The organism is Micromonospora sp. DH13 (assembly GCF_020873825.1).
GTDB classification, from domain to species: domain Bacteria; phylum Actinomycetota; class Actinomycetes; order Mycobacteriales; family Micromonosporaceae; genus Micromonospora; species Micromonospora haikouensis.
Genome location: NZ_JAHWGR010000044.1, coordinates 36,400 through 58,978 on the forward strand (window position 1 = coordinate 36,400; position 22,579 = coordinate 58,978).

Annotated in this window: 17 protein-coding genes; 3 read left to right on the forward strand and 14 right to left on the reverse strand. The window is 74.4% G+C overall.

Going from position 1 to position 22,579, the window contains the following annotated elements; genetic code table 11:
- Positions 1-47: 47 nt before the first annotated feature.
- The 7 genes from LPA42_RS29635 to LPA42_RS29665 all read right to left on the reverse strand — a co-directional run bounded on the left by LPA42_RS29635 (position 48) and on the right by LPA42_RS29665 (position 8,768).
- Positions 48-2,213, reverse strand: a complete 2,166-nt coding sequence (locus LPA42_RS29635; RefSeq protein ID WP_077938243.1) for a RecQ family ATP-dependent DNA helicase — start codon at positions 2,211-2,213, stop codon at positions 48-50.
- 38 nt (positions 2,214-2,251) lie between these two features.
- A complete protein-coding gene (locus tag LPA42_RS29640) occupies positions 2,252-3,367 on the reverse strand; it encodes a branched-chain amino acid ABC transporter permease (RefSeq protein ID WP_077938242.1) in 1,116 nt (371 codons plus the stop codon).
- The gene (locus LPA42_RS29645; protein WP_077938241.1) at positions 3,364-4,254 is read right to left on the reverse strand and encodes a branched-chain amino acid ABC transporter permease; all 891 of its coding nucleotides are present in this window, start codon (positions 4,252-4,254) and stop codon (positions 3,364-3,366) included. The genes LPA42_RS29640 and LPA42_RS29645 overlap by 4 nt, the downstream gene beginning before the upstream one ends.
- Positions 4,251-4,982, reverse strand: coding sequence for an ABC transporter ATP-binding protein (locus LPA42_RS29650; RefSeq protein ID WP_077938240.1), 732 nt, complete (start codon positions 4,980-4,982; stop codon positions 4,251-4,253). The genes LPA42_RS29645 and LPA42_RS29650 overlap by 4 nt, the downstream gene beginning before the upstream one ends.
- On the reverse strand, positions 4,979-5,722 hold the full coding sequence (locus LPA42_RS29655) for an ABC transporter ATP-binding protein (RefSeq protein WP_043965379.1): 744 nt from the start codon (positions 5,720-5,722) through the stop codon (positions 4,979-4,981). The genes LPA42_RS29650 and LPA42_RS29655 overlap by 4 nt, the downstream gene beginning before the upstream one ends.
- A gap of 3 nt (positions 5,723-5,725) precedes the next feature.
- A complete protein-coding gene (locus tag LPA42_RS29660; protein WP_077938239.1) occupies positions 5,726-6,931 on the reverse strand; it encodes a substrate-binding domain-containing protein in 1,206 nt (401 codons plus the stop codon).
- A 676-nt stretch (positions 6,932-7,607) separates the two neighbouring features.
- Positions 7,608-8,768, reverse strand: a complete 1,161-nt coding sequence (locus LPA42_RS29665; protein WP_077938238.1) for a glycerophosphodiester phosphodiesterase — start codon at positions 8,766-8,768, stop codon at positions 7,608-7,610.
- A gap of 105 nt (positions 8,769-8,873) precedes the next feature.
- Between LPA42_RS29665 and LPA42_RS29670 the strand changes: the two genes are divergently transcribed.
- Positions 8,874-10,208, forward strand: coding sequence for a TrkH family potassium uptake protein (locus tag LPA42_RS29670; RefSeq protein WP_077938237.1), 1,335 nt, complete (start codon positions 8,874-8,876; stop codon positions 10,206-10,208).
- Entirely contained in the window at positions 10,198-10,866 is a 669-nt protein-coding gene (locus LPA42_RS29675) for a TrkA family potassium uptake protein (protein WP_077938236.1), read from the forward strand. The genes LPA42_RS29670 and LPA42_RS29675 overlap by 11 nt, the downstream gene beginning before the upstream one ends.
- Positions 10,867-10,901: 35 nt before the next feature.
- Here the strand turns inward: LPA42_RS29675 and LPA42_RS29680 are convergent, their stop codons facing one another.
- The 7 genes from LPA42_RS29680 to LPA42_RS29710 form a co-directional block, all read right to left on the reverse strand.
- Entirely contained in the window at positions 10,902-12,587 is a 1,686-nt protein-coding gene (locus tag LPA42_RS29680) for a serine/threonine-protein kinase (protein ID WP_077938235.1), read from the reverse strand.
- A gap of 70 nt (positions 12,588-12,657) precedes the next feature.
- Positions 12,658-14,232: a fused MFS/spermidine synthase gene (locus tag LPA42_RS29685; protein WP_228987021.1), complete on the reverse strand. Its 1,575-nt coding sequence runs from the start codon at positions 14,230-14,232 to the stop codon at positions 12,658-12,660.
- Positions 14,233-14,268: 36 nt separating this feature from the next.
- Positions 14,269-15,282, reverse strand: a complete 1,014-nt coding sequence (locus tag LPA42_RS29690; RefSeq protein ID WP_228987022.1) for a hypothetical protein — start codon at positions 15,280-15,282, stop codon at positions 14,269-14,271.
- A gap of 145 nt (positions 15,283-15,427) precedes the next feature.
- Positions 15,428-16,273, reverse strand: a complete 846-nt coding sequence (locus LPA42_RS29695; RefSeq protein WP_077938234.1) for an inositol monophosphatase family protein — start codon at positions 16,271-16,273, stop codon at positions 15,428-15,430.
- Positions 16,266-16,718: a response regulator gene (locus LPA42_RS29700; protein ID WP_077938233.1), complete on the reverse strand. Its 453-nt coding sequence runs from the start codon at positions 16,716-16,718 to the stop codon at positions 16,266-16,268. The genes LPA42_RS29695 and LPA42_RS29700 overlap by 8 nt, the downstream gene beginning before the upstream one ends.
- Positions 16,715-18,526 carry an ATP-binding protein gene (locus LPA42_RS29705; protein ID WP_228987023.1) on the reverse strand — a complete coding sequence of 604 codons (1,812 nt, stop codon included), beginning with the start codon at positions 18,524-18,526 and terminating at the stop codon, positions 16,715-16,717. The genes LPA42_RS29700 and LPA42_RS29705 overlap by 4 nt, the downstream gene beginning before the upstream one ends.
- On the reverse strand, positions 18,523-19,731 hold the full coding sequence (locus LPA42_RS29710) for a PP2C family protein-serine/threonine phosphatase (RefSeq protein ID WP_091276606.1): 1,209 nt from the start codon (positions 19,729-19,731) through the stop codon (positions 18,523-18,525). The genes LPA42_RS29705 and LPA42_RS29710 overlap by 4 nt, the downstream gene beginning before the upstream one ends.
- Positions 19,732-20,026: 295 nt before the next feature.
- Here LPA42_RS29710 and LPA42_RS29715 point away from each other — a divergent pair, with 295 nt between their 5' ends.
- Positions 20,027-22,408: a M28 family peptidase gene (locus LPA42_RS29715; protein ID WP_228987024.1), complete on the forward strand. Its 2,382-nt coding sequence runs from the start codon at positions 20,027-20,029 to the stop codon at positions 22,406-22,408.
- Positions 22,409-22,579: the final 171 nt, after the last annotated feature.

Below are 22,579 nucleotides of genomic sequence, written 5' to 3' on the forward strand. Positions count from 1 at the left end.
CCCCTGTACAACAGAATGCGTTAACAGGGGGCCCCTGCAAACACGCGTCAGCCGGCGACGGCCAGCGCCAGGGGGAGCACGTCGGGCGCGCCCGCCCGGCGCAGCAGCCGGGCCACCATCGTCAGCGTCCAGCCCGTGTCGACCAGGTCGTCGACGAGCAGCACCGGCCCGTCCAGCCCGGCGAGCGTGTCCGCCAGCCCGTCCGGCAGGGCGAAGGCGTCGTGCAGCGCGCGTACCCGCTGGGCGCTGTTGCCGCGCGGACCGTCCGGGCCGGCGGCGCCCGTGGGCACGACCGCGCCGAGCAGCGGCAGCCGGCCCACGGCGGCGATCCGCTCCGCGAGCGAACCGACCAGCTCCGGCCGCCGCCGGGAGCCGACCGCGACCACGCCGACCGGGCGGCGCGGCCACGGGTCGTCGCCGTGCGCCCACGCCTTGAGCACCTCGACGACCGCGCCGGCCACGTCGTCGGGGACCGGCCGGTCCGCCGCGCCGGGGCCGACCAGCTCCCGCAGCCGGCCACCCCAGCCCAGGTCGGACAGCCGCCCCACGGCCCGCCCCGAAAGCGCCTGCTCCGCCGGGGGGATCCGGCCCTTCAGGGGTACGCCCACCGCGTCCAACCCGGTCGGCCACAGCTTCTTCGGCGGGACGTCCACCCCGGGGCGGCCGAGGAAGCCCTGGGCCGAGCCCAGCGCCGGCGAAGACACGTCGGCGGTGAACAGCGGGCCCGCGCACCGGTCGCACCGGCCGCAGTCGCCCGCCCCGGCGTCGTCGAGGCACTCCCGCAGGTACCGCAGGCGGCAGCCGGGCGTCGTCGCGTACTCGCGCATGGCCTGCTGCTCGGCGGTGCGCGCCTGGGCGACGCGGCGCAACCGGGCCTCGTCGTAGACCCAGGGCTCGCCCGTGGCGAGCCAGCCGCCGCGCACCCGGCGCACCGCGCCGTCCACGTCGAGGACCTTGAGCATCAGTTCGAGGCGGGCCCGGCGCAGGTCGACGATCGGTTCGAGGGCCTGGGTGGACAGCGGCCGGTCGGTGTGCAGGGCGGCCAGCACGGCGCGCACCTGCTCCTCGGGCGGGAACGCCAGCGAGGCGAAGTAGCGCCAGATGGCCGCGTCCTCCGCACCGGGCAGCAGCAGCACCTCGGCGTGTTCGACGGCGCGGCCGGCGCGGCCGACCTGCTGGTAGTACGCGATCGGCGACGGCGGCGCGCCCAGGTGCACCACGAAGCCGAGGTCGGGCTTGTCGAAGCCCATGCCCAGCGCGCTCGTCGCGACCAGCGCCTTGATCTTGTTGTCGAGCAGGTCCTGCTCGGCGGCCCGCCGGTCGGCGTCCTCGGCCTGCCCCGTGTACGAGGCGACCGGGTAGCCCCGGGAGCGCAGGAACTCGGCGGTCTCGCCGGCCGCCGCCACGGTCAGCGTGTAGATGATCCCGGAGCCGGGCAGTTGGTCCAGGTGGTCGGCGAGCCAGCCGAGCCGGTGCGCGGGGCTGGGCAGGTCGAGCACCCCCAGGCGCAGCGACTCCCGGTCCAGCGTGCCGCGCAGCACGAGCGCGTCGCCGAGCTGCTCGGCGACGTCGGCCGTGACGCGGGCGTTCGCGGTGGCCGTGGTGGCGAGCACCGGCGTACGCTCCGGCAGGTTCGCCAGGAACGTGCGCAGCCGCCGGTAGTCGGGCCGGAAGTCGTGCCCCCAGTCGGAGACGCAGTGCGCCTCGTCGACGACGAGCAGCCCGGTCGTCGCCGCCAGCTGAGGCAGCACCGCGTCCCGGAAGTCGGGGTTGTTGAGCCGCTCGGGGCTGATCAGCAGCACGTCCACCGCGCCGTCGTGGATCTCCGCGGTGATCGCGTCCCACTCGTCGAGGTTGGCCGAGTTGATGGTGCGGGCCCGGATGCCGGCACGGGCGGCGGCCTCGACCTGGTTGCGCATCAGCGCCAGCAGCGGCGACACGATCACCGTCGGCCCGACGACGGCGGCTCCGGAGTCGGCGGGCTTCGAGTCGGCGGGTGGGCCCTCTCCGTCGCGGTCGCGCAGGAGGGCGGTGGCCACGAAGTAGACGGCCGACTTGCCCCACCCGGTGCGCTGCACGCAGAGCACCCGCCGCCGGTCGACCACCAGCGCCTCGATGGCCCGCCACTGGTCCTCCCGCAGCCGGGCGTGGTCGCCGGCCAGCCGACGCAGCACCGCCTCGGCCCGTTCCCGCACCTGTCCCTGCTGATCCACCCCCCATTCCTACCAGCCCCGGCCCCCCGCCCCGTCGATCAAGGGGTGCGGCGGGCGGGCAGGTGGCGGGCCAGCGGGCCGAGGCGGGAGCGGAGGCTGGCCAGGCCGCCGGGGAAGAAGTAGACGGCCAGGATGAACACCGTGCCCAGCACGAACAGCGGCTGGCTCAGGGGGCGGCTCAGGAACGCCGGCAGCGACTCCACCGCGTCACTGCTGCCGAACGCGGTGAGCCGGTGGTCCAGGTACATGTAGCCGACGCCGCCGAGCACCGGCCCCCAGCGGGTGCCAGGGCCGCCGAGCACCACCATCACCAGCAGCGACAGGGTCAGCTCGCTGGAGGTGATGTGCGGCGACGCGCCGCCGACGATCAGGCAGTAGACGACTCCCCCGCCCGCCGCGAGCCCGCCGGCCAGGGTGAACGCGACCAGCTTGAACCGGTACGGGTCGAGCCCGAGCACGCCGATGCGCCGCTCGTCGTCGCGCAGGCCGGCGAGCACCCGCCCCGTCGGCGACCCGGACACCCGGTGCACGACGAACACCACCAGGGCCAGGTACGCCAGCGCCAGCCAGTACAGGTTGACGGTGTTGGCCACCCCGACCAGCCCGGCGGGCAGCCCGGACACGTCCAGCGGCAGCCCCTCCTCGCCGCCGGTGAGCCCGCCGAAGTCCCGGGCCACCAGGATCGCCCCGACCTGCGCGAAGGCGAGGGTGACCATGGCGAACGCGATCCCGGCCGTACGCAGCGCCACCGCGCCGAGCAGCCCGGCGAGGATCGTCCCGCCGACGATCGTGAGCAGCGCGGCCTGCCACAGCGGCAGCCCGGCCCGGGTGACCAGGATGTCGGTGCCGTACACGCCGGCGGCGAAGTAGAGGGCGTGCCCGAAGGAGAGCATCCCGGTGCGCCCGAACAGCAGGTCGTAGCCGGCGGCGAGGCCGCCGAAGACGAGGCAGACGGCGAGCAGTTGCAGGGTGCCGGGCGAGTTCAGCGGCCCCTCGAAGATCCCGGGCAGCTCCAGCGTCGAGTACGGCAGGACCGCCGCCACGGCCAGCGCCACCAGCGGCAGGTACGGCCGCAGCCCGTGCCAGCCCCGCCGGTGCGGGGTCAGCTCGTCCGGCACCCGTGCCGGGGGCGCTTCGACCATCGAGTCGGTCATGCGTGAGCCACCTTTCCGGCGATGCCCTGGGGGCGCAGCAGCAGCACCACGGCCAGCAGCGCGACGACGCACAGGTCGCCGACGCCGGACGCGCCGTAGTAGTTGACGAACTGTTGCAGCAGGCCGACGGCGACGGCCGCGTACGCGGAGCCGACGACGGAGCCCATGCCGCCGATCACCACCACGATGAACGCGAAGATCAGCAAGGAGCCGCCCTGGCCGGGCGAGACGGTGCCGAAGTAGACGCCGCCGAGCGCGCCGGCCAGCGCGGCGGCGGCCCCGCCGATGGCGAAGACCAGGGTGAACGCCTTGCGCACGTCGATGCCCAGCGCGGTGACCATCTCCCGGTTCTCCACGCCGGCCCGGATGATCAGCCCGTACCGGGTCCAGCGCAGGAACGCCAGCAGCGCCCCCAGCACCACGGCGGCGGCGACGATCAGCAGCAGCCCGCCGTTGGGCACCTGCGCGCCGAGGATCCCGGTGACCTGCCGGGTCCAGGCGGGGCGGGGGAACGGCCGGGCGTCCGCGCCCCAGGTGGCCTGGAGCAGCGCCACCCCGGCCAGCGACAGGCCGACGGTGACGAGCACCTGCTCGATGGTGCGCGAGTACAGCGGCCGGATCAGCACCAGCTCGACGAGCACGGCGACGACCGTGCCGGCGGCCACCCCGAAGGCTACGGCGAGCACGAAGCCGAGCCCCTCGCCGCCGACACCGGGCAGGTTGCCCGCCGCCCACCACGTCCCGTACGCGCCGACGCCGAGGAACAGCCCGTGGGCGAAGTTGAGCACGTCGGCGAGGCCGAAGACCAGCGACAGCCCGGACGCGACGAGGAAGTAGAGCGCCGCCAGGCCGAGCCCGGTCAGCGTCAGCAGCACGATCGTGTTCACGCCCGCACCTCCCCCGAGCCCACGCCCAGCAGGGATCGGGTCAGCTCCGCCGAGCCCAGCAGCTCGCCCGCGCCGCCGGCCCAGGCGACCCGGCCGGCGGAGAGCACCACCGCGTCGGTGGCGAGCCGGCGCACCACGGCGAGGTTCTGCTCGACCAGCAGCACCGGCACCGTCTCGGCGACGCGTTCCAGCACCTCGGCCACCTCGGTCACCACCTTCGGCGCCAACCCCTTGGTCGGCTCGTCGACCAGCAGCAGCCGGTTGTCGTTGAGCAGCACCCGGCCGATCGCGAGCATCTGCTGCTGCCCGCCGGAGAGCGAGCCGGCCCGTTGCCGTCCGCGCCGGTCCAGCTCCGGGAAGAGCGCGAAGACCCGGTCGTACGCCGGGGTGGTGCCCCGCCGCTCGGCGAGCCGCAGGTTCTCGGCGACGGTGAGCCCGGCGAACACGTCGCGGTCCTCCGGCACATAGCCGAGCCCGGCGCGGACGAGCCGGTGGGTGGGGCGGTCGAGCAGGTCCCGCCCGCCCATCCGCACGGTGCCGCGCGCCTCGCCGCCCCGGGGCGTCAACCCGAGGACGGCGCGCAGGGTGGTGGTCTTGCCGACGCCGTTGCGCCCGAGCAGCACGGTCACGCCGGTCGGCGCGACGGTGAACGACACCCCCTGGAGGATGTGCAGCCCGGCGATGCGCACCGACAGGTCCGCGACGGTCAGGACCGGTTCGCCCGTCACAGTGCCTCCCCCAGGTACGCCTCCTGGACGGTGGCGTCGGCCATCACGGTCTCCGGGGTGTCGCAGGCCAGCAGCGCGCCGTGGTGCATCACGGCGATCCGGTCGGCCAGTTCGAGGATCACGTCCATGTGGTGTTCCACCATGAGCACGGACCGGCCGCTGTCGCCGGTCAGCGACCGGATCACCGCGACCAGCTCGGGCACGTCCTCGGCGCTGACGCCGGCCATCGGCTCGTCGAGCAGCATCACCCGGGGCTCCCCGGCGAGCAGCAGGGCGATCTCCAGCTTGCGCTTCTCGCCGTGGGCGAGGGTGCCGGCGAGCGCCGTACCCCGGTGGTGCAGGCCGACCCGGTCGAGCGCCGCGTCGGCGGCGGCGGCCACCCCCCGGTCGGCCGCCGCCCGTCGCCACAGCTTCATCGAGCCACCCCGGTGCGCCTGTACGGCGAGCCGCACGTTCTCCCGCACGGTCAGCGACCCGAACACCGACGACGACTGGAACGTACGCCCCAGCCCGCGCCGGGCCCGCCGGTGCGGCGGGAGGGCGGTGACGTCCTCGCCGTCGAGCAGCACCTGGCCGGCCGTCGGCGGGCGCAGGCCGGTGATCAGGTTGAACAGGGAGGTCTTGCCGGCGCCGTTCGGCCCGATCACGCCGAGGAACTCGCCCGGCGCCAGGTCGAGGTGCACGCCGTCGACGATGGCGACCTCACCGATGCGCCAGGTCAGGGCGCGGGTGGCGAGCACGGGTCAGCCCTTCATCTGGCCGACCGGCGGCGCGGTCTCGTCGCCGGTCAGGCTCTTCTGCGCGGTCGCCGTGTACGCGCTGCCGCTGCCGGCCAGCTTCGCCTGGAACATCGGCTGGAGCAGGGCGTGGTCCTCGGCGCGGATCGTCATGGTGCCCTTGACGCCCTCGAAGCTCCAGCCCTCCAGCCCCTTGATCATCTTGTCCACGTCGTCGCCACCCTGCTCGACCGCGCGCACGACCATCTGGGCGGCGGCGAAGCCGTCGGGGTGGAACAGGTCGAGGGTGCCGCCGGGGACCTTCGCCTTGGCGGCCTTCGCGGCCTCGGTGTCGGCGGCCCCGTCGAACCAGTGCGACAGGAAGGAGATCTTGGCACCGGCCGCGCCGAACGTGGGCCAGGACGCGCGGATGTCCAGCCCGGTCACCACCGTGGTCGAGGAGAGCACGCCCTGCTGGTCGAGGGTCTGCCACATGGCGGGGGCGGTGGTGCCGGCCCAGGCGACGAAGAGCAGGTCGGGCTTCGCAGACCTGATCTGGCTGGCGAACGGGGTGAACTCGGTGGCGCTGGCCGGCGCGCGAACGCTGCTCACCGTGGCCCCGGCACCGCCGATCACGGCCTTGACGGCGGCCTCGTTGGCGTCGCCGAACGCGCCGTCCTGGGCGAACACGACGACCTTCTTGCCGGTCGGGTCGCCGATGAACGACTTCGCGGTCACCACGTCCTGGTAGGACTGCCGCCCCGAGCGGAACGTGTACCGGTTCGCCCCGGTCACGGCGTCGGTGGCGGCCGGGCCGGAGATGAACAGGACCTTGTTCTGGGCGGCGATCGGGGCCACCTGGAGGGCCACGCCCGACGACGTCGAGCCGGCGATGATCTTCGTGCCCTTGCCGATCAGGTCCTTGGCCGCCGACACCGCCTTCGCCGGGTCGCCCGCGTCGTCGACCTCGGTGACCTCGATCGCCCGGTCGCCGACCTTGCCGGTGCCCCTGGTGGCGAAGTCGAGCCCGGCCCGGAACCCCTCGATGTACTGCTTGCCGTAGCTGGCCAGCGCTCCCGACTGGGAGTAGACCAGGCCGACCTTCACCGGGGCGGCACCGTCGCCGCCGCCGGAGGCGGTGTCCTGCGGGCTGCCACAGGCCGTGGCGGCGAGCGCCGCGGCCATCATCGTGGCGGCGGAGAGGAACACCCGCCGCGTCGTCCGGACCGTCATTTCGACTCCACGTGAGGACTCGGAGAAAGTTAACGTCATGTGTCGGATCACGCTAGAAGTGACGTCACCCACGAGCCATGTGGCGGAAACACACAAGTACCGATGAATGGGTGGCCCGCCCGGACAGTCACGCGATGGCAGCACGGCCGCCCCGCACGTGCCGGGGGCCGATCGCCACGCCGGCAACCGGCCGGTGTGTCGCCTCCCGCCACCGCCACCGCCACCGCCACCGCCACCTGCCACCCGCCGGCTGCCGGCGGTCGGCGGTCGGCGGTCGGCGGTCGGCGGTGATCGACTCCATGTCGGGGAGATGGGCGTGTCCTGCCTCGCCGATACCCCCACCTGCCCGACATGACGGGCTACGCCTGGGCTCGGGCCCCTGTTCTCGCCGGCTAGGGAGCTGATGTCGCAGATGACTCGGCACCGAAAGCCGGGGCTGCTCGACCCAGGTCGGACAGGTCTGCTGCACCGGCAGGTGACAGGTGTGGTCACGCGGCCTGACCAGCCTGCGCTCGGAACGTGACGGTGCGGGCCCGATCCATTTACGACATCAGCTCCCTAGTCGGCAGAACAGGGGGCCGCACCGCCAGCCGCAGCGCACCCGGCCAGCGCGGCACGCCCAACCAGCGCGGCCCGCCCCCGGCGGAGGGGGCGGGCCGCGTTCGTGCGAGTTCGGTCAGTGGCGGGGCAGGCCGGCGCGGGCGGCGACGGCGGTGTCCGGCTGGTCGGCGAAGACACCGTCCAGGCCGAGGCCGTAGAACAGCTCGTACTCGGCGGTGATGTCGCCGCGGGCGTTCGGGTCGGCGCCGATGCGGAAGTCGGCCGGGAGGAACTGGTTCTCGGCCCGGAACGTCCAGGCGTGCACCACCAGCTTGAGCCGGTGGGCGTCCCGGATCAGGGCGGTGGGGGCGAGCAGCTTGCCGGCGGCGTCCCGGGGGACGATGAGGTTCTTGTTCGCGCCGACGCCGTCGGCGTACCCGGCGATCCACTTGAGGCCGGAGGCGGTGGCCAGGTCGGCGTAGGTGCGGGGGTCGCCGGCGAGGGTGAAGTCGTAGGGGCGGCCCGACGCGTCGAGGAGCTGGGCCAGCTTCACGTCGGTCAGCTTGTCCAGCTTGCGCAGGTTGGCCGTCTCGAACGACTGGATGATCACCGGGTCGTTGCGGTGGGTGAGCTTGTTCGCCTTGAGCACGGCGACGAGGCGCTCCTCCAGGGGCAGCCCGATCGAGGCGAAGTAGCTCGGGTGCTTGGTCTCGGGGTAGACGCCGATCGTGCGGCCCCGGGCCTTGCTCTCGGTGCGGGCCAGGTCGATGACCTCCTGGAGGGTGGGCACCGGGAGCTTGCCGTCGAACGCGGTGTTGGCGACCCGCACCTGGGGCAGCCGCTCCTTGGCCCGCAGCGTCCTCAGCTCGGCGAGGGTGAAGTCCTCGGTGAACCAGCCGGTTACCGACACCCCGTCGATGGTCTTGGTGGCCTTGCGGGCGGCGAACTCGGGGTGGGCCGCCACGTCGGTCGTACCGGAGATCTCGTTCTCGTGCCGGGCGACGAGCTGGCCGTCCTTCGTCGGGACCAGGTCCGGCTCGATGTAGTCGGCGCCCATCCGGATCGCCAGCCGGTACGCCTCCAGGGTGTGCTCGGGCCGGTAGCCGCTCGCGCCCCGGTGGCCGATGACCAGCGGCCGGTCGGCGGCTCGGGACCGGTCCGCGGCGGCCGGCGGGGCGGCGTCCGGGGCGGTACCGGGGGCGGCCTCCGGCTTCGCCGAGGCGCTCATGGCCGGCACCGCCACGGCCGCCGCGAGCAGCGCGCCGGCCAGGCCGAGGGCGGAAAGGGTACGTCGCAACGCCGTCTCCTGTCGTCGAGGGATCGCGCCCAGCAGACCGGGGCGGGTTGACGGACAGATGGCCGTTTCGGCACCGACGGTCGGCGGGGAACGGAAGATTGTCTGGTGCACCGGTTTCTCCGTCACCCCGTGCGGCTGGTGCCGTTCGGGTTCCTGGCGGCGATCCTGCTCGGCACCGGCGCGCTGATGCTGCCGGCGGCGACCAACGCGCACCGGTTCACCCCGTTCAGCACGGCGTTCTTCACGGCCACCTCGGCGGTCTCCGTCACCGGCCTGTCCGTGGTCGACACCCCGACGTACTGGAACGGGTTCGGGCTGGTGATGATCACCGTGCTGACCCAGGTCGGCGGGTTCGGCATCCTCAGCGGCGCGACCCTGGTGGTGCTCGTGGTCGCCCGGCAGCTCGGGCTACGCAACCGGTTGCTGGTGCAGGCCGAGACCGCCGAGTTCGGCATCGGCGACGTACGCGGGCTGCTGCTGCGCATCGCGGGGACCATGGCCGCCTGCGAGCTGGTGATGACCGCCGTGCTCGCCGGCCGGTTCTGGCTCGGCTACGACTACCCGCCGGGCCGGGCCCTCTGGTACGGCTTCTTCCACGCCGTGCAGGGGTTCAACAACGGCGGCTTCGCGCTCTTCTCCGACAGCCTGGTCGGGTTCGCGCGGGACCCGTGGATCTGCCTGCCGATCGCGGTCGGCACGATCGTCGGCGGGCTGGGCTTCCCCGCACTGTTCGAGGCGTCCCGGGAGTGGCGGACGCCGGGCCGCTGGGCGATCGCCACCAAGCTCACCGTGTGGGGCAGCGCGGTGCTGCTGGTCGTCGGCTTCGTCGGGCTGCTCGCCGCCGAGTGGCCCGACCCGCGCACCATCGGCGGCTACGACGTCGCCGGCAAGGTGCTGGCCACCTTCACCCAGAGCGCGGTGATCCGCACCGGCGGGTTCGCCATCCTCGACACGGCGGGGCTGGACGAGGAGAGCGTTCCGCTGCTGGTGGCGTTGATGTTCATCGGCGGCGGCAGCGCCAGCACGGCGGGCGGAATCAAGGTCGCCACGTTCTTTCTGCTCGGCTTCGCCATCTGGGCGGAGCTGCGCGGCGAGCCGGACGTCATCGTGGGCCGGCGGCGGGTGTCCACCGCCAGCCTGCGGCAGGCCCTGACCGTCGCCCTGCTCAGCGTCGCGCTGGTGGTCGGCGGGACCGTCCTCATGCTGCTGCTCACGGAGGGGATGGCCTACCACCGGGCACTGTTCGAGGTGACCTCGGCGTTCAGCACCACCGGGCTCTCCTCGGGCGTCGCGTCGACCGTCGCCGAGCCGGGCCAGATCGTGCTGACCGTCCTCATGTACGTCGGTCGGGTCGGGCCGCTCACCCTCGGGTCGGCGATCGCGTTGAACACCCGACGACGGCTGTACCGCTACCCGGAGGAGCAACCCATTGTCGGCTAGGAACTCAGACGGCGGGGGCGTCGCGGTGATCGGGCTGGGGCGGTTCGGCTGCCACCTGGCCAGTTCGCTGACCCAGCTCGGCCACGAGGTGCTGGCCATCGACCGCGACGGCGAACGGGTGCAGCGCTGGTCGCCGTACCTGGACCGGGTGGTGCAGGCCGACGCGACCGAGGAGGGGGCGCTGCGGCAGCTCGGCGTGACGGACTTCCCGCGCGTGGTCGTGGCGATCGGCGCGTCCGTGGAGGCGAGCGTGCTGACCGTCCTCGGGCTGACCGAGCTGGGCGTGCCGGAGATCTGGGCGCGGGCCACCTCGGAGAAGCACGCGAAGATCCTCGGCTCCGTCGGCGCCCGCCACGTGATCTTCCCGGAGGCGGAGACCGGGGAACGGGTGGCGCACCTGATCGTCAGCAAGATGCTCGACTTCATCGAGTTCGGCGACGACTTCGCCATCGCCAAGGTGCGGGTGCCGGACGCGCTGGTCGGGCGGCCGCTGCGCGAGCTGGCCCCGGCGGACCGCTACGGGGTGATGGTGGTCGGGGCGAAGCTGCCCGGCGAGCGGTTCCGGTACGCCGACCCGGGCACCGTCCTCGCCCCGGGCAGCGTGCTGATCGTGGAGGGCAGCATCGCCCAGGTGCAGCGCTTCGCCGAGCTGACCTGAGCCAGCTGCGCTGCGCTGGGTTGAGCCGGGCCGGGCTACTTCCCCTTGCCCTTGCCGGGCGCACCGGGCTTGGCGGGCGGGCCGGGCTTCGCGGGCTTGTCCGGCTTGTCGGGCTGGGCCTTCGCGCCGCCGCCCGAGCCGCTGTTCGCGCCGCCGCCCGGGCCGCCGGCCTTCGCGACCGTGGCCTTCTTCGTGGTGGGCTTCGCCGGGGCCTTCGTCGGCTTGGCGGTCGGCTTGGCGGTGGGCACGGTCCCGGCGACGCCGGAGACGCGTACGCGGCACTCGGCGTCGCCGAGGCGGAACTCCAGCGGCAGCGGGTTCGTGCCGGTGTACCGGCCGGTCAGCGCGACCTTCCGGGCCGCGCCGGGTGCCAGCGCGGGCTGCCCGGCGGCGGGCCGCACCTCGACCGTGCGCCCCTGCTGGCGTACGGCCGGGTCGGTCTTTGTCACGGTCTGCTGGCCGGGGAACGCGAAGCTCATCGTCCAGTCGCGCAGCTCCCGCTCGGAGGTGTTGGTGAGGGTCAGCTCGGCGGTGAAGTCCTTCCCGGAGTCCTTGCGCAGCGCGTAGTCGACGGCGCAGGGCGGCGGCCCGGTCAGCCCCATCCGGGCCTCGATGGGCCGGTCGATGCCGCCGCTGGCCGGGCTGCGGGACGTCAGCCCCCACATCGTCGCGGTGACCGCCACCAGGCCGGCCGCCGCCACCCCCGCCTCGACCCGACGCCGCCGCGCCACCGCCCGCCGGGCGCGGGTGCGGCCGGGGAAGGGCAGCGCGCCGGTCTCCGTCGACCAGGGCAGGATCGTGGTGCCGGCGTTGGCGAGCACGTCCGGGTCGAGCCGGGCCGGGTCGCCCCCGGCCGGCGCGGACGGCACCGGAACCGTGGCGAGCATCCCGGCCGCGTCGGCGAGGGTGCGGGCCACCTCGGCGGTGGCCGGGCGGTCCTCGGGGCGCTTGGCCAGGCAGCGGTGCACCATCCCGGCCACCTCGACGGGCAGCCCCGGCACGTCCGGCATCGGCTCGGGCTCGGCGTACATGTGGGCGCGCAGCATCTGGGTGGTGGTGCTCGCCTGCCAGGGCAGCCGGCCGGTGAGCATCCGGTAGAGCAGCAGGCCGAGGGCGTACACGTCGGTGGCCGGGGAGACCTGGCCGTTGTCCAGCCGCTCCGGGGCCAGGTAGGCGGGGGTGCCGAGCAGCGTGCCCTCCGCGCCCTTCTCGCTCTCCCCGGCCAGCGCCGAGATGCCGAAGTCGACGACCTTCACGCCGGTGGAGGTGAGCATGACGTTGCCCGGGGTCACGTCGCGGTGCACCACGCCCCGGGCGTGCGCGGTGGCCAGCGCCGAGGTGACCTCAGCGCCGATGGTCACGGCCTCCCGCCAGGGCAGCGTCCCGTCGCGGCCGAGCCGGGCACTGAGCGGCCCGCCGTCGACCAGCTCCATGACGACGTACGGGACGGTCAGCCCGACCTGCTCGGACTCGCCGTAGTCGTACACGTTGGTGATGTTGGGGTGGCAGAGCCGGGCGGCGGCCTGGGCCTCGGCGCGGAGCCGGTGCCGGAACGCCCGGTCGCTGGCCAGCCGGGAGGCGAGCACCTTAACCGCGACCTGCCGGCCCAGCACCTCGTCGTAGCCGCGCCACACGACGGACATGCCGCCCGCGCCGAGCTGCTCGACGAGCCGGTAGCGCTCGCCGAGCAGCTGCGCGCCGTTACGGACCGCTCCACCCATGGTCGGAGGTTTTGCCCGACCCGCGCCGTCCTAACCCCGCACGGTCAGAATCGGTCAGGGTTTCACCCTTTCAGGCGGTAGCGAGCAGTTGGTCCACGGGGGCGTAGTCGTCGGTGAGCACCAGCGCGTCCCCGACGAAGGACGTCAGCACGTCGCCGGCGAGCACGATCGCCGCCTCGGGCAGGGCGTTGACCCGGCCCGCGAGCGGAGCCAGCGGCAGCGGCGCGTCGGAGGCGACGATGAGGAAGTTCGCGCCGGTCCGGCCGGCGACAGCGTCGGGCGGGGCGACCAGGGCGACGTGCCGGAACGCGGCGGCGACGGTGGCCAGTTCGCTGCGGACGAACCGGCCGGGCGGGTAGTCGATGACGTTCTGCACGTAGATCCCGCCGGGGCGCAGCACCCGGTTGATCCCGGCGGCCATCTCCCGGGTGGCGAGGTGCCACGGCACCACGAGGTGCCCGAACGCGTCGCCGACCACCAGGTCACGGCTGTCGGCGGGCTCCGCGTCGAGCAGCACCCGGGCGTCGCCGGCCTCGATGCGCAGGCCCGGCCCGGGGCGCACGCCCAGCTCCCGGCGGTCCAGCTCGACGAGGCCGCCGTCGATCTCGAAGACCGCGTTGTCGGTGCCGGGCCGGGTGGCGGTCAGGTAGCGCGGCACGGTGAAGCCGCCGCCGCCCAGGTGCAGGGCGTCCAGGCGTTGCCCGGCGGGGGCGGCCACGTCGGCCGCCGCGCCGATCCACTGCGTGTACGCGTACTCCAGGTGGGTGGGGTCGGCCAGGTCGACGTACGAGTGCTGGGCGGAGTTGAGCAGCAGCGTCCGCCCGGACGGCCGGCCGGGATCGGTCTCCACCGACGCGCAGTGGTACGCCGTCTCCACGTCGCACGGGTTCGGGGCGATGGTGGTCAGTCCCGCCCCGGCCAGCCCGAGCACCGCGAGGACGGCCTTCGTCCGGCCCGGACCGGGCAGCCCCGCCCCCGCCCCGGCCAGCCCCGCCCGCCCCTGCCGGTGCAGGTACGCGCCGAGCCCCAGCCCGGTGCCGCCGAGCAGCACGGCGAGGGCGAGCAGGATGACGCTGCTGGGCAGCGCGGCGACGAGCACGAAGCCGGTCAGCAGGGTCGCCGTGATGCCGCCCAGCGTGCCGATGCCGGAGAGCCGGCCGACGACCTGCCCGGTGCGGCGCAGGTCGGCGAGTTGGAGCTTCACCACGAGCGGGGTGACCGCCGCGAGCAGCGCCGCCGGCACGAACACGGCGAGCGCGGTGAGCAGCAGCACGGCGCTGGCCGCCCCGCCGCGCAGCACCTCGCCCGCGTACCGGACGACGGGGAGGGTGACGGCCGTGGCGATGCCGGCCAGCACCAGCGCCGGGGCGATCAGGGCGCGCGGGTCCCGCCGGTCGGCCAGCCAGCCGCCCGTCCACGCCCCGTACGCGATCGCGCCCAGCGCGATGCCGATGACGGAGCTGGTCACCTCCAGGGTGACCCCGACGTACGGGCCGACGAGGCGCAGCGCGACGGTCTCCAGCACGAGCACCGCCCCGCTGGAGAAGAAGACCAGGAACGCGGCGAGACCGTTGGGCAGGGCGCGGGCGGGGGGCGGCGCGGGCCGCGCCTGCGCGACGGCGGCGGGCGACGATGAGCTGCTCACCGTCGCGATGGTACGCAGCGAAGCTGGGCCCCCGGGTCAGTACATCGAGAGATGAACATGGTTCGTGTGGTCGGCGGCGGGGCTGCCGCTGCCGCTGTACGCCCGCCATCCGGTGTTCGGCATCCAGATCTGCCTGTACCAGATCACGTAGAGCACGCCGAGCCGGCTGGCGTTGTTCTTGAAGTAGTTGGCCAGGCTGTCGCCGTACGCCTTGTCGCCACCGGTGGCCGTCTCGTCCTTGAAGCCGTTGGTGGCGGCGGAGAAGTCGCAGGCCCGCCCCTTGGGGTGCTCGCCGCTGCCGCCGCTGCGGTAGCAGGAGACGTACCGCTTGTAGCCGGCGGCCTTGGCCTGCTGGAGGGCGTGCAGGGTGCGCGGGGTGATGCAGCCGGAGGTGGTCGGGTCGTTGACCGAGCAGGACTCGGACGGCCAGCTGCCGTCGGAGTTGCGCGGGGCCGGCTTGGCCGAGGCGGAGCCGCCGCTGAACCCGGAGCCGCTGCCGGAGCTGACCGCCGCGAGCGCGGTCTCGGCCTCCCGCTTCTTCTTGGCCAGCGCCGCGAGCTGCTTCTGCTGCTCCCGCACCTCGGCGTCGATGGCGATCTTGGCGCGGTTCGCCTCGTCCCGGGTCTCGATCATCTCGCGCAACCGGCGGCTGTCCCGCTGGGCCATCACGTCCAGCTCGACGGCGCGGTTCAGGAACGCCTCCGGGGACACCGACTGGATGAGCAGCGCCGGCGCGGTCATCCGGCCCAGCCGGTACGACTGCGCGGCCACCTCGCCGACCTGCGCGGTCAGCCCCACCAGCCGGGTCTCGACGGTCTTGAGCTGGGTGGTGAGCAGCTGCTGGCGGCGCTTGGAGTTGTCGAGCTTCGCCTTGGCCTCGATGTGTCCCTTGGCGGCGGACTCCAGCGCCTCGCGCAGCTTCTTCGTGCCGCCCTCGTTGGGTTCGGCGGCGGCCGGCACGGCGCCCACGCCGAGCAGCAGCGCCACGGCGACGAGCAGCACGGTCAGCGGCCCCCGGCCGCGACGCCGGATGAGGCTGGTCCTGGGCACGGCGGCGTCCCTTCCCTCGACCACCGGCTCCCGGTGGTGCGCGGCGGCCCCCACCGACGCCGGGCGACGGCCCGCTGGCGGAGACCGCCGGTCAGGATACCGGACCGGACGGCGGCGGACGCCCCGGCGGAGGCTCCCACGGATCTCAGTCGAGGATCAATGCCTCGCGGGCCTCGGCCCACACCCGCTCGTTCGCGGCGACCAGCAACCCCGGCGCGTCCTCGGCCGGGTGGTAGTCGCTGCCGTCGAACCGGCGGGCCACCCCGCCGGCCTCGCGGACCAGCAGCGCCCCGGGGGCGTGGTCCCACGGCAGGGTGCGCCAGAAGAGCACGAACTGTTGCTCGCCGACGAGCATGTCGAGGTATTCCCGACCGGCGCAGTGCTGGCCGGGCAGCAGCGCGCCGATGCGCTCCCCGCCGGCCTCGGCCCGCCGCCGCAGCTTCGGCGGCAGGAACTGGGTCATCGCCGTGCCGCGCAGCTCGCCGGGCGGCGGCACGGCGTCGCCGATGCGCACCGGCACACCGTTCACCGTCGTGCCGTGGCCCGCGCGGGCGACGGCCAGGGTCCCGCCCAGCGGGTCCAGCACCCACGCGCCGACCTGTTCCCCGCCGGTCAGCAGCGCCACCATCAGCGCGAACGGGCGCCTGCCGGCGGCGAAGTTGGCGGTGCCGTCGACGGGGTCGACCAGCCAGACGTCGCCGCCGCCGCTCAGGTGCCCGCCGGCCCCGCCGGGGCGCAGATGCCCGAGCAGGGACGGGTCGTCGGCGACCGCCTCCTCGCCGACCACCACCGAAGCGGGGCGCAGCCGGCGCAGCCCGGCGCTGATCAGCTCCTCGGCCCGCTGGTCGGCGACGGTGACCAGGTCACCGGGGGCCTTCTCCGTCACGTCGGCGTCGTCCAGCTGCTGGAACAGGGGCAGCACGACGTCCGTCGCCGCGCGGTGCAGCAGCTCGGCGACGTCGTCGGTCAGGGTGTCGGTGAGGTCAGCCACGCGGCGGCAACTTCACCACGCTGACGAAGAACTCGTCGATCTGCCGGACCACCGCGATGAACCGCTCGAAGTCGACCGGCTTCGTGACGTACGCGTTCGCGTGCAGCTGGTAGCTGCGCAGGATGTCCTCGTCGGCCTGGGAGGTGGTCAGCACCACCACCGGGATGCGGCAGAGCTGCTCGTCCTGCTTTATCTCCTCCAGCACCTCCCGACCGTCCCGGCGGGGCAGGTTCAGGTCGAGCAGGATCAGGTCCGGCGCCACCGCGTCCGCGTACTTGCCCTCCCGGCGCAGGTAGGCCAGAGCCTCCGCGCCGTCGGAGACGACGGTCAGCCGGTTGCGGAGCTTGTGCTCCTCGAACGCCTCCTGGGTCATCAACACGTCGCCCGGGTCGTCCTCGACCAGCAGGACCTCGATCGGGCTCTTGCCGTCTGCGGGCGCGGTCATCCCACCGCCTCCTTCGTGCCGTCGCTGTCCTGGGTCCCGTCGGTCCCCTCCGCCCGCGCGCCGCGTGGCCGGGGCACCTCCACCCGGGCCCCGTCGTCGTCGGCCGGCTCGACCGGCGCGCCGCCCTCCACGGGGTCGGCCCCGGCCGCCTCGCCGGTCGCCGGCTCGTCGCCCGCCGTCGCCTCGTCGCCCGCCGTCGCCTCGTCGCCCGCCGCCTCGCCGGCCGGCGGCTGCTCGGCGGCCCGCGCGGCCGCCTCCACGTCCTCGGGCAGCGCCGGGAGGGTGAACCGGATCGCGGTGCCCTCGGCGGTGTCGGTGTCCACCCAGACCCGGCCGCCGTGGTATTCGACGATCTTCTTCACGATCGCCAGCCCGATGCCGGTGCCTGGGTACGCGTCCTTGGAGTGCAGCCGCTGGAAGATCACGAAGATCTTGTCCGCGAACTCCGGCTCGATGCCGATGCCGTTGTCCTGGCAGCTGATCTCCCACTCGTCGCCCACCAGCCGCGCGGAGACGTGCACCCTCGGCGGCACGTCCGGGCGGCGGAACTTGATCGAGTTGCTGACCAGGTTGGCCAGCAGGTTCGTCAGCAGGGGCTCCTCGCCCCGGATCGTCGGCAGCGCGTCCCAGGTCAGCTCGCCGTCGGCGTACTGCCGGGCGGCCTCGGTCTGCCCCGCCACGTCGCCCATCACCCCGTTGAGGTCGACCTCGGTGAAGCCGGTGGTGAGCCGCCCGATCCGGGAGAACGCCAGCAGGTCGTTGATGAGCCGCTGCATCCGCTGCGCGCCGTCCACGGCGAACGCGATGTACTGGTCGGCGCGCTCGTCGAGCTGCCCCGCGTACCGGCGCTGCAGGAGCTGGCAGAAGCTGGCCACCTTGCGCAGCGGCTCCTGCAGGTCGTGCGAGGCGACGTACGCGAACTGCTCCAGGTCCCGGTTGGACCGGACCAGTTCCTCGGCCTGCTTCTGGAGCTGGCTGTTGACCCACTCGATGCGTTCCCGGGCCTCCCGCACCTCGGCCAGGTCCTTGGCGATCTTCTGGCGCATCGCGTCCACGTCGTCGGCGAGCCGCAGGAACTCCGGCGGCCCGGAGCCGGCGATGCGGTGCTGGAAGTCGCCCCTGGCCACCTCGCGGACCTGCTCGGCCAGGCCCGTCAGCGGCCGGACCACCATCCGCTCCAGCGAGATCAGCAGCACCGCCCCGGCGACCGCCACCACCAGGGCCGCCCCGACCAGCAGCAGCACCAGCATGCTGCTGGTGCGGTAGATGTTGTCGGCGCCCTTCTCGCGCTCGACGAGGATGCCCTCCTGGAGCTGGCTCACCGACTTGCGGATGACGTCGAAGCGCTGCCGGGAGTCCTCCGTGATCAACGCCCGCCCGGCGGTGGTGCCCTGCTCCTCGGTGGTGCGGATCACCGGCTCGGCGACCGTGCTGCGCCACCGGCCCGCCTCCGCCTCGACCGCGTCGAGCTGGCGGGCCAGCGCCGGGTAGACGCCGATGAGGCCGCGCATGCTCCGGTAGATCTGCTGCTCGCGCTCGCCGCCCTGCACGTACGGTTCGAGGTCCCGGCGGTCGCCGGTCAGCGCGTACCCCCGGATCGCCGTCTCCTGGTCGACCAGCACGCTGAGTAGCTCCTGCGACTGGGCGCGCAGCGGGCCGGTGCGGTCGAGCACCGAGTGGGTGTAGTCGCGGTTCTTCGCGGCCACGGCGATCTCCACGGCCACCGACGCGCCCAGCAGCACGCCCACGACGGTGAGCAGCGCGACGACCCGGCGGCGCAGGGTCCAGCCGGCGGTGCGTGCCGTCACCGGCCACCGCCCCGGGTGACCAGGAGCATGGCGACGTCGTCGGCGAGCGGGCCGCCGTTGATCTGCTCGGCCCGCCCGACCAGCCACGCCGGCAGCTCGGCCAGCGGCACGGCGAGATTGTCCCGGTCGCCGAGCAGCTCGGTCAGGCCGGGGACGTCGAGCCGCTCGTCGCCGTCGCCGACGCGCCCCTCGATCAGGCCGTCGGTGTACATCAACAGGGACCAGTCATCGGTGTCGAACTCCAGGTCGAAGGCCACGGGACGGCGGGGGCGGACGCCCAGCAGCAGGCCGCCCGGCGCCGGCACGGGCGCGACCTTACCCCCGGACAGCAGCAGCGGCGGCGGATGCCCCGCGAGGCGCACCGTGGCCGCGTTGCCGGCCAGGTCGAGCCGGGCGGTCGCCACGGTGGCGAAGATCTCCTGGAGTCGGCGCTCGCTCATCAGCACCTGCTCCAGGGCCGGCAGCACCTCGTCGTCGGGCACCCCGGCCAGCACGAGCGCCCGCCACGCCACCCGCAGCTCCACCCCCAGCGCCGCCTCGTCCACGCCGTGCCCGCACACGTCGCCGACGATCAGGTCCACCCGGTCCGGGCGGGTCTGCACCACGTCGTAGAAGTCGCCGCCGATGAGCGCCGCGTGCCGGCCGGGCCGGTAGAACGTGTGCACCGCGACCTCGTCGGTCGACATCAGCGGCTGGGGCAGCAGGCCGCGCTCCAACCGGGCCGACTCGGCCTGGCGCAGCTCCACCTCGCGCAGCCGCCGCGCGTTGACGTCGGCCCGCTTGCGCTCCACCGCGTAGCGCAGCGCCCGGGTCAGCAGCACCCCGTCGACCTGGCCCTTGACCAGGTAGTCCTGCGCGCCCTCGGCGACCGCGACGATGCCCAGGTGCTCGTCGGAGCGCCCGGTCAGCACGCAGACCGCCGCGCCGCTGGACATCTCCAGGACCTGGCGCAGCCCGTCCAGCCCCTGCGCGTCGGGCAGGCCGAGGTCGAGCAGCACGCAGTCGACGCCCATCACCCGCTGCCGGGCCTCGCTCAGGCTGGTCGCGACCAGCAGGTCGATCGACGAGTTGGTCTCGGCGAGCAACTCGCCGACCAGGAAGGCGTCGCCCTCGTCGTCCTCGACCAGCAGCACCCGCAGCCGCTCGCCGGGCGGCAGCACCGGGTGGTGACCCAGGCCGCCGGCGGCCGGGAACGCCCGGGGCACGACGGAGGAACCGGCAGAGCCGGCCCCCCGGGGCGGCCGCGTCACCGCACCGGGACGCGGGAGATCGCTGGTGATGTCGGGCTCCTTCCGAGTGCCCTGCTGATCCTGTATTAGACAACGCTCCCACACAACACGACGGGTCCGGCACGGACGGGATGCCGCCGGTCACCACCCGGCGCGGACAAAGGGAACAAGTGCCGCGGGGAGTCCCGCCGCGGGGCCCGACGGTGCAGGATGGTGCCCACCCTGGCCCACCACCCCGAGGCCCGGCCCGGCCCCACCCCGAGGAGTACCCGTGGGCGCACCGCCCCCCACCCGCGCCGCCGACCGGGCGCTGGCCCGCCCCCGCCGCCGCCCGCTCGCCGCCCTCGCCGCGCTCGCCGCCCTGCTCGCCGTCGGCGGCACCGTCGCGTACGACCTGGACACCCCCGCCCCGCGCCCCGCCGACGCCCCCGCCGACGAGTTCAGCGCCGCGCGGGCGTACCGGACCGTGGAGACGATCGCGGCCCGGCCGCACCCGGCCGGCAGCCCGGCCAACGACCAGGTCCGCGCGCACCTGGAGGGCGTGCTGCGCGGCCTCGGCCTGGAGACCTCGGTGCAGGACACCGTCGCCCGGGAGGCCGGCCAGCTCAGCGGGGCCGCCGCCGGGTCGACCCTGGCCCGGGTCCGCAACGTCGTCGCCCGGCTGCCCGGCACCGACCCCACCGGCAAGGTGTTCCTGGTCGCCCACTACGACTCGGTGCAGTCCGGCCCCGGCGGCAACGACGACGCCGCCGGCACCTCCACCATCCTGGAGGTGGCCCGCGCGCTGGCCGCCGGCCCCCGCCCCCGCAACGACGTCGTGTTCGTGCTCACCGACGCCGAGGAGGCGTGCCTCTGCGGGGCGTCCGCGTTCGCCGCCGACCATCCGCTCGCCGCCGACGGCGGGGTCGTGCTCAACCTGGAGGCGCGCGGCTCGACCGGCCCGGTGATCATGTTCGAGACGTCCCGGGACAACGCGAAGCTCGTCGACGTGTTCGGCCGCGCCGCCCCGCACCCCGTCGGCACCTCGTTCGCCGTGGAGATCTACCGGGCGCTGCCCAACGACACCGACTTCACCGCGTTCCTCGACCGGGCCGGCTTCGTCGGGCTCAACTCCGCCTACATCGACGGCGGAGCCGTCTACCACACGCCGCTGGACACCCCGGCCGCGATGGACCGGGCCAGCCTCCAGCAGCACGGCGACAACGCGCTCGGCCTGGCCCGCGAGTTCGGCCGCGCCGACCTCAAGGCCCTCGACGCCGGGCACGACGCCACCTACTTCCCCGTCCCCGGCGGGCTCGCCCGCTACCCCGGCTGGCTGGTCCTGCCGCTGGCCGTGGCCGCCCTGCTGGCCGTGGCCGCGCTCGGCTGGCTCGCCCAGCGGCGCGGCCGGACCACGTACGGGCGGCTCGCCGCCGGGTTCGCGCTGGGCCTGGTGCCGATCGTCGTCGCCCCGCTGGGCGCACAGCTGCTCTGGGCGGGCGTCACCGCCGTCCGGCCCGGATACGCCGAGCTGCTCGACCCGTACCGGCCCACCTGGTACCGGCTCGCCGTGGTGGCGCTCGCCGCCGCGACCCTGTTCACCTGGTACGCGCTGACCCGCCGCCGGGTCGGCCCCGCCGCCCTCGCGATCGGCGGGCTGGGCTGGCTTGCCGTACTCGGCATCGTGCTGGCGGTGCTGGTGCCCGGCGGGGCGTACCTGACGACCCTGCCCGCCCTGGCCGGCGCGGCGGCCGGGCTCATCGCGCTCACCGTGCGGATCGACGGCCCGTGGCCCGTGGTCGCGGCGACCGGGGCCGGCGCGGTCGCCGTGGTCATCCTGCTGCCGACCGTCGTCCTGCTGTTCCCGGCGCTCGGCATGGCGATGGGCGGCGTCGCCGCGCTGTTCGCGGTGCTGCTCGGCCTGGCCGCGCTGCCCGTGGTGGACCTGCTGCACCCCGAGGCCGGCGGCCAGCGCGGCCTCGTCGCCGCCCGCGCCCGCCGGGCCGGCGCGCTCCCGGCCGTCGCCGCCGGGCTCGCGGCGGCGGTGTTCGCCGGGGTCGGGCTCGCCGTCGACCGCTTCGACGCCGCCCACCCCGTGCCCACCCACCTGATGTACGCCCTCGACGCCGGCACCGGCCAGGCCCGCTGGCTCAGCCACGAGACCGACCCCCAGCCGTGGACGGCCCAGTTCGTCGACGGGGCCACGACCGTCGCGGACTTCCCCGGGCTCGGCGACACCGAACTGCGCTCCGGGCCGGCGCAGGCGGCGAACCTGCCCGCGCCGAAGCTGGAGGTCCTCGCCGACACCAGGTCCACGGAACAGCGGACCGTGCGGGTGCGGGTCACCCCGCAGCGGCCGGTACGCCTGCTCACCCTGCACGTCGACGGCGCGACCGAGGTCGAGTCGGCGGTGGTGGCCGGCCAGGCGGTCCCCGGCGGACGCGCCACCGGCACCCCCTGGGGCTTCGGGATCGTGTTCCACGCCCCGCCACCGGAGGGGATCGAGGTCACCCTCGTGCTGGCCGGCGGCTCCGGGGCGGCGGCGCTGCGCGCCATGGACGCCAGCGACGGGCTGGACGCCATCCCCGGGTTCCGGCCCCGGCCGGCGGACGTCGGGGTGGTCGGCTCGCACAGCTCGGAAATGCTGGCGGTGGCCCGCACATACCCGCTGTAGGTCCTGCCCTTGTTGCTGGTCGGGGTGGGGTTCGCCGGGGCCCGCCCGCTCCGGGCGGACGCTCCTATGCCGCGTCAAGTGGTGGGGGTGGGGTTTCGAGGCGTCGGTAGAGGTCTCGGGCGATGTAGCGTTTGAGGCAGCGTTTGATCTCTCGGTCGGTTTTGCCTTGGG